The sequence below is a fragment of the Brotaphodocola sp. genome, assembly GCF_983179755.1.
Genome location: NZ_CFAHBC010000007.1, coordinates 91,235 through 103,459 on the forward strand (window position 1 = coordinate 91,235; position 12,225 = coordinate 103,459).

The 12,225-nt window shown below is 47.3% G+C and carries 9 protein-coding genes and 1 tRNA gene; 9 read left to right on the forward strand and 1 reads right to left on the reverse strand.

The window, feature by feature from the left end; genetic code table 11:
• Nucleotides 1-12: 12 nt before the first annotated feature.
• A complete protein-coding gene (gene rpmH / locus AC4EVX_RS04865) occupies nt 13-147 on the reverse strand; it encodes a 50S ribosomal protein L34 (RefSeq protein ID WP_118532075.1) in 135 nt (44 codons plus the stop codon).
• Between the two features lie 961 nt (nt 148-1,108).
• Between rpmH and dnaA the strand changes: the two genes are divergently transcribed.
• The 9 genes from dnaA (at nt 1,109) to AC4EVX_RS04910 (ending at nt 11,948) form a co-directional block, all read left to right on the forward strand.
• Nucleotides 1,109-2,491, forward strand: a complete 1,383-nt coding sequence (gene dnaA / locus AC4EVX_RS04870) for a chromosomal replication initiator protein DnaA (protein WP_177977295.1) — start codon at nt 1,109-1,111, stop codon at nt 2,489-2,491.
• Nucleotides 2,492-2,861: 370 nt separating this feature from the next.
• Nucleotides 2,862-3,980 carry a DNA polymerase III subunit beta gene (gene dnaN, locus AC4EVX_RS04875; RefSeq protein ID WP_177977296.1) on the forward strand — a complete coding sequence of 373 codons (1,119 nt, stop codon included), beginning with the start codon at nt 2,862-2,864 and terminating at the stop codon, nt 3,978-3,980.
• Between the two features lie 337 nt (nt 3,981-4,317).
• Nucleotides 4,318-4,527 (forward strand): RNA-binding S4 domain-containing protein, encoded by a 210-nt coding sequence (locus AC4EVX_RS04880; RefSeq protein ID WP_177977297.1) that lies wholly within the window; start codon nt 4,318-4,320, stop codon nt 4,525-4,527.
• Nucleotides 4,524-5,618 (forward strand): DNA replication/repair protein RecF, encoded by a 1,095-nt coding sequence (gene recF, locus AC4EVX_RS04885; protein ID WP_490159693.1) that lies wholly within the window; start codon nt 4,524-4,526, stop codon nt 5,616-5,618. The genes AC4EVX_RS04880 and recF overlap by 4 nt, the downstream gene beginning before the upstream one ends.
• Nucleotides 5,619-5,701: 83 nt before the next feature.
• Nucleotides 5,702-7,615 carry a DNA topoisomerase (ATP-hydrolyzing) subunit B gene (gyrB, locus tag AC4EVX_RS04890; protein WP_490159694.1) on the forward strand — a complete coding sequence of 638 codons (1,914 nt, stop codon included), beginning with the start codon at nt 5,702-5,704 and terminating at the stop codon, nt 7,613-7,615.
• Nucleotides 7,616-7,666: 51 nt separating this feature from the next.
• Complete coding sequence (gyrA, locus tag AC4EVX_RS04895; RefSeq protein WP_177977300.1) at nt 7,667-10,192, forward strand: DNA gyrase subunit A; 2,526 nt, start codon at nt 7,667-7,669, stop codon at nt 10,190-10,192.
• Nucleotides 10,170-11,015, forward strand: coding sequence for a fumarate hydratase (locus tag AC4EVX_RS04900; RefSeq protein WP_177977303.1), 846 nt, complete (start codon nt 10,170-10,172; stop codon nt 11,013-11,015). The genes gyrA and AC4EVX_RS04900 overlap by 23 nt, the downstream gene beginning before the upstream one ends.
• A gap of 12 nt (nt 11,016-11,027) precedes the next feature.
• The gene (locus AC4EVX_RS04905) at nt 11,028-11,576 is read left to right on the forward strand and encodes a Fe-S-containing hydro-lyase (protein WP_308451041.1); all 549 of its coding nucleotides are present in this window, start codon (nt 11,028-11,030) and stop codon (nt 11,574-11,576) included.
• A 284-nt stretch (nt 11,577-11,860) separates the two neighbouring features.
• Nucleotides 11,861-11,948: transfer RNA gene (locus AC4EVX_RS04910), tRNA-Ser, on the forward strand.
• Nucleotides 11,949-12,225 lie beyond the last annotated feature (277 nt).

Sequence of the window (12,225 nt, forward strand, 5' to 3'; positions counted from 1 at the left end):
GACCTTCGTTCATTAAGCTGATAATTTTGCTCTGCCCTTAGCTCTTCTAGCAGCAAGTACTTTTCTACCGCCCGGAGTACTCATTCTGGCTCTGAAGCCATGAACTTTCGATCTCTGTCTGTTCTTCGGCTGGAAAGTCATTTTCATATCGCAGCACCTCCTCTTATTCTCTCTTATCTGATGAACACATTACGACTATTTTAATTGACATCGTTTCAATTATAATGAAAAGCCCCCACTTCGTCAAGTATTTTCTTGTGTTTTCGAGTGTTTTCCATTATTGTTTTATTCCCAATTGTTCTACCTGGTTTTATGAGGGTGATCCCCAGAACGGATTCTTCATTCTTCTTCCCTGTTCCTTATTATTATTCCATACAGTGCCATTTCTATCCCCTCTGACCAATACGACAACCATATGACAACTTTTAAGCAGAATCCCTGCGGAGTTATCCACTTATGCACAATGGTTTTCAACCACTCTCAATGTGGATAACCTCCTCGTCTGCGACAGGATCTTCCCTTTCTTCGCACAGATTCTACATTTTGGGGATAAATCCGACAAAAAACAGGATATAGTTGTTTGTGGATGAGTTATCCACAAGATGTGGATAACTCTGTTGATAATCCGCAGAAAACCTCCCCGTTTTTACTATTCCCGTTGAAAAAAACCCCATTTTGGTATACAATAATAGTAGATTGGGTTCTTATAAGTATCCACAATTTGTCCAGAGTTATCCACAAACAAAGTCTTGTTTAATTTGTCCGCTATCTATGCGAGCTCCGAGGATTATCCACAAAGATATCCACAGAGTTATCCACATTTTTTCAACTCTGGTCCACACTCTCGTAACTGCCCCACAGATTTGCAGTTACCACCTTTATCATGTCGGGGACATTCTCCCTGGCATCATTTATTTATCACGATGTAACGATTCAAGTCACTGTGTATCCTATTGAGTGGACGATCGAGTATCTTCTTATTTTATAGCGTTTTTCTATGACTATATTTATACGGATGTTATTGATTGTACCACAGGATCAGCCATCTGGCAATTTCCGAATTGCAGGCAGCACTTGTGGAGACTTGAACAGAATTAGGAGACATGGTATGTTAGAAACACTAAAAGAAAAATGGCCGGAAATTATCCACTTTCTGAAAAATGAGTACGATATTTCCGAGGTCTCCGTTGAGACATGGCTTCTCCCGCTCGAGATTTACTCTATTGAGGACGAATCGGTAGTCAAGCTCATCGTACCGGATGCCAATTTCCTTGGGTATCTCAAAAAGAAATACAGCACGATGCTGGCGGTCTCCATCGGAGAAGTCACGGGATTCAAATGCAAGGTTGATTTCGTTGTGAAAGATCAGATTCAGGAAGAACAGCTCAAGGCAAACCAGCTGATTCAGAACAATCAGCTCATGGTCAGCCAGACGACACTTCAGGAAGCCGGTCTGAACCCGAAGTACACCTTTGACACCTTCGTTGTCGGCGCTAACAACAGCTTAGCACACGCGGCATCCCTTGCCGTTGCAGAATCCCCGGGAGAGATCTACAACCCTCTTTTCATTTATGGAGGTGTTGGACTCGGCAAAACGCATCTGATGCACTCGATCGCAAACTTTATTTTGAAGAATAACCCAAACACCAAGATCATGTACGTGACCTCCGAGAAGTTCACGAACGAACTGATCGATGCAATCCGAAACAAAAACAACTATTCCACAACCGAGTTCCGCGAGAAGTACCGGAGCATCGATGTGCTTCTGATCGATGATATTCAGTTTATTATAGGAAAAGAGAGCACGCAGGAGGAGTTTTTCCACACATTCAACGCGCTTCACGATGCAAAAAAACAGATTATCATCTCCTCAGATAAACCGCCGAGAGAGATCGAGACACTTGAAGAGCGACTGCGTTCCCGTTTTGAATGGGGATTGTCTGTGGATATCCAGTCGCCGGATTACGAGACCCGTATGGCAATCCTCCGCAAGAAAGAGGAGCTTGAAGGCTACAACATCGACAACGAGGTCATCAAGTACATTGCAACAAATATCAAATCCAACATCCGAGAGCTCGAAGGCGCTCTGACAAAGATTGTCGCCCTCTCCAAGCTCGGAAATAACGGAAGCTCCAATAAGGAGATTAACCTTGCGCTCGCAGAGGAAGCACTCAAAGACATCATATCACCTGACGGTGTGCAGAGCATTACCCCGGAACTGATTCTCCAGGTTGTGGCCGATCATTTTGATCTGACTCCGCAGGAAATCCTTTCCCAGAAGCGCAACAAAGAGATCGTTTATCCGCGTCAGATCGCGATGTACCTGTGTCGCAACATGACCGCAATTCCTCTCCAGGTTATCGGAAAGGTACTTGGAGGACGTGACCACACAACGATTCTTCACGGAATCGAAAAAATCACAAAGGATCTGCAAAATAATCAGAGCCTGCAAAACACGATTGACATCTTGAAAAAGAAGATTCATCCGTAAAAAAGCATGCTTTTTTTTATCCACATTATCCACATTTTATCCACAATGGCTTGTGGATAGTGAAAAAATCGAAAAAAATGGGATGTGGATAACTCTGTGGATTGTTTGTGGATATTGTGTGGATACTCTGTGGATAACTTTTTCGCGATTTTTTGCACATTTTTCATTGTGGATAACTGTGGACAAGTCCACAAGTTATCTACATGGTTTCCACATAGTTATGCACATCGATTTTCCTTTAACCACAAGGATTTGAGGCACTTTTCCACATATCCACAACGCCTACTACGACTACGACGGAAACTTACTTATATCTTTCTATATATAAGGACCGCCCCTACTAGATCACCAAGAAAGGAAGTTATCAACAATGAAACTCGTTTTTCAGAAAGACGCACTGCTGAATGGAATCTCCATCGTCTCCAAGGCAATCCCATCTAAGACGACCATGACCATCTTGGAATGCATTCTGATCAATGCAGATGCAAACGACATTAAGCTGACCGGAAATGATATGGAACTCGGAATCGAGACAAAAGTAGAAGGCTCTATCCTCGAGCGTGGAAAAATCGCTCTTGAGGCAAAGCTGTTTTATGAGATCGTCAGAAAGCTCCCTGACGGCAATTCTCCTGTAACGATCACAAGCGACAATCGCTTTAATACCTCGATCGAGTGTGAGAATGCATCCTTCCACATTCAGGGCAGAGATGGAGATGAATTTTCTTACCTGCCATACATCGAGCGTGATCAGCACATTTCCTTAACGCAGTTCACACTTAAGGAATCAATTCGTCAGACGATTTTTTCTATCTCTCCGAACGACAGCAACAAGATGATGGCTGGTGAGCTGATGGAAGTAAAGGATGATGTATTCAAGGTTGTCTCTCTTGACGGTCATCGAATCTCGATCCGTAACATTCGCCTTAAAGATCATTATGAAGATCACAAGGTGATCATACCGGGAAAGACCCTCTCTGAGATCAGTAAAATTCTCAACGGAGACAATGAGGCTGAGGTTCAGATCTATTTCAGCAAGAACCACATTCTGTTTGAGTTTGGGGATACCGTTGTCGTTTCCCGTCTGATCGAGGGAGAATACTTCAAGATTGATCACATGCTTTCCAGCGATTATGAGACTCGCGTGAAGGTCAACAAGAGGGAGTTTATGGACAATATCGAGCGTGCGATGATCATGATCCGAGACAGCGATCGCAAGCCGATCATCCTGAATGTTACAGACAACAGCATCAATATGAGAGTCAAATCTTCTTTCGGTTCGATGAATGCCGATATGACGGCGCACAAGACCGGAAGCGACATCATGATTGCATTCAACCCGAAGTTTCTTCTCGATGCCCTGCGCGTTATCGATGACGAGGATGTCGAACTCTACATGATGAATCCGAAGTCCCCGTGCTTTATCAAGGATGAGGACGGAACTTATATTTATTTGATTTTGCCGGTAAACTTTATCGCATCTGAGGTATAATGGAGTTGAGATTTTTTCGTCAACAGACCGAATAGATATCTACAACTCAGAAGGGGTATCCCCCTCCTGAGTTATACGCTCCGCGTGGATGCGCAGTGATTCTGATGGGAAGATGTCAGCAGAGCTGACCAGAATCACGCGCCAAGTCGATGCTTGCGTCGACTTGAAGGTTATGCACATCTTATCCACATCGATGTGGATGAAACGAATAAATTCACGAAACGGGTGCATAAGAGCGAAAGATCTGTTATAATTTGCAGATAGTTTGTGAGAATAGGTATCGGTTTCGTACCTTTACCGTTACGAGGACGGAAAAATCTGTCTGGAAAGGAAAATTATGGAGACAATCAAATTAAGAGATGAGTATATCAAACTTGGTCAGGCGCTCAAAGCAGCCGGACTGTGCGAAACCGGAGTCGATGCAAAGTATGCGATCGAGGATGGTCTGGTAAAAGTAAACGGAAATGTGGAATACCAGAGAGGAAAGAAACTTCGTGACGGTGATGTCGTGACGTATCAGGGAGAGACCATCCGGATTGTATTATGATTATTGAATCCATCGAACTGAAGAATTATCGGAACTATGAAGAACTTCACCTGGAGTTTTCCCCCGGAACGAACATTTTCTACGGCAACAATGCACAGGGAAAGACGAATGTCCTTGAGGCGGTCTATGTCTGTGCGACGACGAGATCACACCGGAGCAGTAAGGATCGGGAGATGATCCGCTTCGGTGAGGATGAGTCTCATATTAAGATGACAGTGAGAAAACGAGATGTGCCTTACCGGATTGATATGCATTTGAAAAAGAATAAGGCGAAGGGTGTCGCGATCAACGGCATCCCGATCCGGAGGGCGAGTGAGCTGTTTGGAATTGTGAATGTTGTGTTTTTCTCCCCGGAGGATTTAAACCTGATTAAGAATGGACCTTCTGAGCGCAGAAAATTCATTGATCTCGAACTCTGCCAGTTAAACAAGCTGTATGTTCATTCTCTCGTCTCATACAACCGTGTTCTGATGCAACGCAACCGTCTGATCAAGGAGCTTACGTTTCATCCGGAATACGAGGAGACGCTTGATGTTTGGGATATGCAACTTGTTCAGTATGGTCAGGAGTTGATTCGTTACCGGGAAGATTTCATTTGTCAGCTCAACGAATTGATTTTGGGGATTCATAGAAAGCTGTCCGGGGAAAAGGAGACCTTGAGAATCGTCTATGACCCGAATGCACGGGCAGAGGAACTCGAGACGGCGGTTCGCCAGAGCCGAACGCAGGATCTTAAACAGAAGACGACGCTGTCCGGTCCGCACCGGGATGATATTGCATTTTTCGTCAACGATGTCGACATCCGCAAGTTTGGTTCTCAGGGACAGCAGAGGACAGCTGCGCTCTCGCTGAAGCTCGCAGAGATTGAGCTGGTGAAAAAACTGGTGAAGGATTATCCGATTCTTCTGTTGGATGATGTTCTTTCAGAACTGGACGGAAGCAGGCAGAATCAGCTTCTCGATGCGATCTGTCATATTCAGACGATGATAACCTGTACAGGACTTGAGGATTTTGTGAATAACCGTTTCCACATTGACCGGCTGTTTCAGGTTGTGGAGGGCACAGTTTCCTGTGAGAATGAAAAAGTTTGAGAAAGTTTCCGGGGATGTGAATTGAAATACAGATTTAGATTTATGTGGAATTTGAATGGAATTGAGAATGAGGAGGACATAACATGAGTGCAGAATACGGAGCAGATCAAATTCAGATTTTGGAGGGACTCGAAGCAGTCCGGAAGAGACCTGGAATGTACATCGGCAGTACCTCATCGCGGGGTCTTCACCATCTTGTGTACGAGATTGTGGATAACGCGGTGGATGAGGCATTAGCCGGTTTCTGCGACAAGATTGAGGTTACCATCAATGCTGATAATTCCATTACCGTCATTGATGATGGCCGCGGAATTCCGGTCGGCATTCAGAAGAAGGCCGGAATTCCGGCGGTTGAGGTCGTGTTTACGATTCTTCATGCCGGCGGTAAGTTCGGCGGTGGTGGATACAAGGTATCCGGCGGACTGCATGGCGTGGGTGCATCCGTTGTAAATGCACTTTCGACCTGGCTGGAAGTGCGTGTTTACCAGGACGGAAAGATTTATCAACAGCGTTATGAGCGCGGAAAGGTTATGTATCCGCTGAAGGTTGTCGGCGAGTGCGATCCGGACAAACACGGCACAGAGGTTCATTTCCTGCCGGACCCGGAGATCTTTGAGGAGACGGTCTATGACTTTGAGATTCTTCGCGTGCGCCTTCAGGAGACGGCGTTCCTGACCAAGAATCTGAGAATTGTGCTGAAGGATGACCGCGAGGAGAAAAAGGAGAAGATTTTCCACTACGAGGGCGGAATCCGTGAGTTTGTTACCTATCTCAACAAGGGAAAAGCTCCTCTCTACGAGAACGTGATCTACTGCGAGGGAACGAAGGAAAACGTCTATGTGGAAGTTGCAATGCAACACAATGACTCCTACACGGAGAACATTTACAGCTTTGTCAATAATGTCAACACGCCGGAGGGCGGTACGCACCTCGCAGGTCTGAAAAACGCTCTGACAAAGACGATCAACGACTATGCGAGAAAGAACAAACTGCTCAAGGACAGCGAGGACAATCTGAGCGGAGAGGACATCCGTGAGGGTCTGACCGCGATCATCAGCGTCAAGATCGAGGAACCGCAGTTTGAGGGACAGACGAAGCAGAAGCTTGGAAACAGTGAGGCGAGAGGCGCTGTTGACAATATTGTCAGCGAACAGCTCACCTACTTCCTCGAGCAGAATCCGACCGCTGCCAAGACGATCTGTGAGAAGTCGATTCTTTCCCAGCGCGCTCGTGCGGCTGCGAGAAAGGCAAGAGATTTAACCCGCAGAAAGACTGCGCTCGAGAGTATGACGCTTCCGGGCAAGCTTGCAGACTGTTCGAACAAAGATCCGCAGAAGTGTGAGATCTTCATTGTTGAGGGAGATTCCGCAGGTGGTTCTGCAAAGACGGCGCGCTCGAGAGATACGCAGGCGATTCTTCCGCTTCGCGGAAAGATTCTGAACGTCGAGAAGGCTCGTCTCGACAAAGTCTATGCAAATGCCGAGATCAAGGCGATGATCACAGCGTTTGGAACAGGAATCCATGACGATTTCGATATCACGAAACTGCGCTACGGAAAAATCATCATCATGACAGATGCCGATGTCGACGGTGCTCATATCAGCACACTGATGTTGACCTTCCTCTACCGCTTCATGCCGGAGTTAATCAAGCAGGGTCATGTTTATCTGGCACAGCCACCGTTATACAAGCTCGAGAAGAACAAGAAGGTCTGGTATGCATACAGCGATGAGGAGCTCAACCAGATTCTCAAGGAGGTTGGACGAGATAACAACAACAAGATTCAGCGATACAAGGGTCTTGGTGAGATGGATGCCGAACAGCTCTGGGAGACGACAATGGACCCGGAGCGCCGTATTCTTCTCCGTGTCAACATGGAGGATGATGTGACCTCCGAGCTGGATCTGACCTTCACAACGCTGATGGGCGATCAGGTAGAGCCGAGACGTGAATTTATCGAGACGAATGCGAAGTATGTGCAGAATCTGGATATTTAAGTGCATGTGAATCGAAATACGAACGGAATACCGAAGAGATAGGAGAGAAAGATGGAACCGAATATTTTTGATAAAGTTCACGACATAGATTTGAAATCCACCATGGAAAAATCGTACATCGATTACGCCATGAGTGTTATTGCTGCGCGTGCGCTTCCGGATGTCAGAGATGGTCTGAAACCGGTACAGCGCCGTGTGCTCTACTCGATGATTGAATTGAACAACGGACCTGACAAGCCACACAGAAAATGTGCGCGTATTGTCGGTGATACAATGGGTAAATATCATCCGCACGGCGACAGCTCGATTTACGGAGCACTTGTCAACATGGCGCAGGAATGGTCGACCCGTTATCCACTGGTGGACGGTCATGGAAACTTTGGTTCTGTGGATGGAGACGGCGCGGCAGCAATGCGTTACACCGAGGCGCGCCTGAGCAAGATTTCGATGGAGATGCTTGCCGATATCGGAAAGAACACTGTTGACTTTGCCCCGAACTTCGATGAGACGGAGAAGGAGCCGGTTGTTCTGCCGGCACGTTTCCCGAACCTTCTCGTAAACGGAACGACCGGAATCGCAGTCGGCATGGCAACGAACATTCCGCCACACAACCTGAGAGAAGTCATTGCTGCTGTTGTAAAAATCATCGATAACCGCATTGAGGAGGATCGCGAGACTTCGATCGAGGAGATTCTCGACATCGTGAAGGGACCGGATTTCCCGACCGGAGCGGAGATTCTCGGAAGAGCCGGAATCGAGGAGGCTTACCGTACCGGACGCGGTAAGATCCGTGTGCGTGCAGTCTCCGACATCGAGACAATGCCAAACGGAAAGAGCCGGATCGTGGTCACGGAGCTTCCGTACCTCGTAAACAAGGCGAGACTGATCGAGAAGATTGCGGAGCTTGTCAAAGATAAGCGCGTGGATGGAATCACCGACCTGCGCGATGAGTCCGACCGTCAGGGAATGCGGATTGTGATTGAGCTTCGCCGTGATGCGAATGCGAACATTGTCCTTAACCAGCTTCTCAAGCACACCCAGCTTCAGGATACGTTTGGTGTGATTATGCTTGCGCTTGTGGGTAACCAGCCGAAGGTTTTAAATCTTCTGGAGATGCTGACCTATTATCTGAGTCATCAGGAGGATGTTGTGACCCGCCGTACCAAATACGATTTAAATAAGGCGGAGGAGCGCGCTCATATCCTCAAAGGTCTGCTGATTGCTCTCGACCACATCGATGAGGTGATTCAGATTGTCCGCAGTGCATCGACTCCTCAGATTGCAAAACAGCAGTTGATGGAGAAATTTGAGCTCAGCGATGTTCAGGCTCAGGCGATCATCGATATGCGTCTGCGTGCGTTGACCGGTCTTGAGAGAGAGAAGATTGAGAATGAGTATCGCGAGCTGATGGCGCGCATCGAGGAACTCAGGGCGATCCTCGCAGATGAGAAGAAACTGCTCGGCGTGATCCGCGAGGAGATTCTTGCGATCTCTGAGAAATACGGCGATGACAGAAAGACCTCGATCGGATTTGACGAGTTTGACATGTCGATGGAGGATCTGATCCCGAATGAGAACACTGTTGTCGCAATCACGAAGCTCGGATACATTAAGCGCATGAGTGTGGATAATTTCCGCAGTCAGAACCGTGGTGGAAAGGGAATCCGCGGAATGCAGACGATTGATGAGGATTACATTGAGGATCTGCTGTTGACGAAGACGCACAATTACATTCTGTTCTTCACGAACCGCGGACGTGTTTATCGCCTCAAGGGATATGCGATCCCGGAGGGAAGCCGAACTGCGCGTGGAACTGCGATTGTGAACCTGCTTCAGCTTCTGCCGGAGGAGAAGATCACGGCAATCATCCCGATGAAGGAATTCCATGAGAGCGAGTACCTCTTTATGGCAACGAAAAACGGTATGGTCAAGAAGACCCCGATGCGCGAGTATGAGAACATCAGAAAGAACGGTCTTCAGGCGATTGTCCTTCGCGAGAATGATGATCTGATTGAGGTCAAGGCGACGGATGACACGAAGGACGTCTTCCTTGTGACGAAGAAGGGACAGTGTATCCGCTTCCATGAGACGGATGTACGTGTGACCGGTCGTGTCTCGATGGGTGTCATCGGTATGAAGCTCAACGAGGGCGATGAGGTTGTCGGCATGCAGGTGCATACGCAGGGCGATTATCTGCTGATCGTTTCAGAGAATGGTATGGGCAAGCGCACTGAGATTTCCGAGTTTACGGCTCAGAATCGTGGCGGAAAGGGTGTTCTCTGCTACAAGATTACGGATAAGACCGGCGATATTGTCGGCGCGAAGATCGTAAAGGATGAGCATGATCTGATGATCATCACGAATGAGGGAATTGTGATTAGAATTTCTGTGGACGACATCTCCGTGATCGGAAGAAATACATCGGGTGTCAAACTGATGGCGATTGATCAGGACTCTGATATTCGCGTGGCAAGCATTGCAAAGGTGCGCGACGATGGAAACAAGTCAGAAGGAGACGGAATTGAGGAGTTGAATCTCGAGACGGGAGGAAATGATGGTGAGAACAGTCAGAACTGAGGAGATCTCCAAGGCGGTAAAGGAAATGTGCATTGAGGCGAACCATTTTCTTTCCGACGATATGAGAGCCCGCTTTGAGCAGGCAGTCGAGAAGGAGGAGTCCCCTCTCGGAAAACAGATTTTGAATCAGCTTCAGGAGAACTTAAAAATCGCGGGCGAGGATATGATTCCGATCTGTCAGGATACGGGAATGGCAGTGATCTTTGCGCGTGTGGGACAGGATGTTCATGTGGAGGGCGGAAGTCTGACTGACGCAATCAATCAGGGTGTTCACGATGGATATGTAGACGGATATCTGCGCAAATCCATCGTGCGCGATCCGCTTGAGCGCGAAAATACAAAAGACAATACCCCGGCAGTCATTCACTATGAGATTGTCGAGGGCGATCAGATTGATTTGACTCTCGCGCCGAAGGGATTTGGAAGCGAGAATATGAGCCGTGTCTTCATGCTCAAGCCGGCAGACGGCATTGAGGGCGTGAAGGAGGCGATTCTGACCGCAGTGCGCGACGCAGGTCCGAATGCCTGCCCTCCTATGGTCGTTGGCGTCGGAATTGGCGGTACGTTTGAGAAGTGCGCGATGATGGCAAAACATGCGCTCACGAGAAACCTTGAGGAGGTTTCTCAGGTTGCGTATGTCAGAGATCTCGAGAAAGAGATGCTTGAGAAGATCAATGCGCTCGGAATTGGACCGGGAGGTCTTGGCGGTACGGTCACGGCACTTGCGGTCAACATTGAAACCTATCCGACTCACATTGCGGGACTTCCTGTGGCAGTGAACATCTGCTGTCATGTAAACCGGCATGCTCATCGGGTTTTGTAGGAGGAGAGAAGGATGAATCGAACTATTCAGGTACCGATCAGTAAAGAAGATGCGAAGAGTCTGCGTGCAGGAGACTATGTGCTGTTGAACGGAACGATCTACACGGCTCGTGATGCTGCCCACAAGAGAATGTATGAGGCGCTCGCAGAGGGAAAGGAACTTCCGCTTGATTGGAAGGGAAATGTGGTCTACTATATGGGACCGTCCCCGGCGAGAGAGGGTCGACCGATCGGCTCGGCAGGTCCGACAACCGCAAGCCGTATGGACAAGTATACCCCACAGCTTCTCGATCTCGGTCTCGGTGCAATGATCGGAAAGGGAAAGCGCAGTCAGGCGGTCATTGATGCGGTGGTGAGAAACGGAAGCGTCTATTTTGCCGCAGTCGGAGGAGCAGGTGCTCTGCTCTCCCAGCGAATCAAGTCTTCTGAGGTGATTGCATATGATGATCTCGGAACGGAGGCAATCCGCAAGCTCGAGGTTCGCGATTTCCCGGTGATCGTCGTGATTGACTCGGAGGGAAACAATCTGTATGAGACTGCGATCAAGCAGTATGCAAAGTAAGAGATAAAAACGTTACTGTACACGGGTAGGCATTTTCTGAAAAGAGTCCGGTTTGCCGGGCTCTTTTTCTGTATTTTCTGTAATTTCTTGTTTTTTTCTTTGGCTTTTTGAAACTTTTTATTTTGCCTTAATTAGGAAGAAAGGCAAATTTTCGGGAGAAGATTGGAAGAAAAATAAAAAACTTCAAAATACCTGTTGACAAACACGGATGGATCAAGTATAATTACTCATGCGTTTGACAACAAAATACGTTTCAAATCGCGATCATATGGAATCACAAGTTCGGAGAAATACTCAAGAGGCCGAAGAGGCGCCCCTGCTAAGGGTGTAGGTCGGGCAACCGGCGCGAGGGTTCAAATCCCTCTTTCTCCGCTCAATTCCAAATGATTCTTTTTTTCACTCTAAAGCAAATTGCTGGTAAAGAGCTTGAAAAAATAAAGTAAAAAAGTTGTTGACAAACATAACGAGGTATGATAAACCACCAAAGTTGCTGTTGAGCAACAGAGAAGCGGAAACGCTTCGAAAAAACTTTAAAAAAGTGCTTGACAAAATCAAACGGCTCTGATATAATGAACGAGTTGCTGATGAGAACAAGCAACAGACTGAACCTTGAAAATGAAAGATTGAACAGTGTTTAAAACCCTGAAAA

What these genes read in the sequence shown, in the direction of transcription:
- rpmH (WP_118532075.1), bottom strand. Translation starts at nt 147, where the DNA reads ATGAAAATGACTTTCCAGCCGAAGAACAGACAGAGATCGAAAGTTCAT.
- dnaA (WP_177977295.1), top strand. Translation starts at nt 1,109, where the DNA reads ATGTTAGAAACACTAAAAGAAAAATGGCCGGAAATTATCCACTTTCTG.
- dnaN (WP_177977296.1), top strand. Translation starts at nt 2,862, where the DNA reads ATGAAACTCGTTTTTCAGAAAGACGCACTGCTGAATGGAATCTCCATC.
- AC4EVX_RS04880 (WP_177977297.1), top strand. Translation starts at nt 4,318, where the DNA reads ATGGAGACAATCAAATTAAGAGATGAGTATATCAAACTTGGTCAGGCG.
- recF (WP_490159693.1), top strand. Translation starts at nt 4,524, where the DNA reads ATGATTATTGAATCCATCGAACTGAAGAATTATCGGAACTATGAAGAA.
- gyrB (WP_490159694.1), top strand. Translation starts at nt 5,702, where the DNA reads ATGAGTGCAGAATACGGAGCAGATCAAATTCAGATTTTGGAGGGACTC.
- gyrA (WP_177977300.1), top strand. Translation starts at nt 7,667, where the DNA reads ATGGAACCGAATATTTTTGATAAAGTTCACGACATAGATTTGAAATCC.
- AC4EVX_RS04900 (WP_177977303.1), top strand. Translation starts at nt 10,170, where the DNA reads ATGGTGAGAACAGTCAGAACTGAGGAGATCTCCAAGGCGGTAAAGGAA.
- AC4EVX_RS04905 (WP_308451041.1), top strand. Translation starts at nt 11,028, where the DNA reads ATGAATCGAACTATTCAGGTACCGATCAGTAAAGAAGATGCGAAGAGT.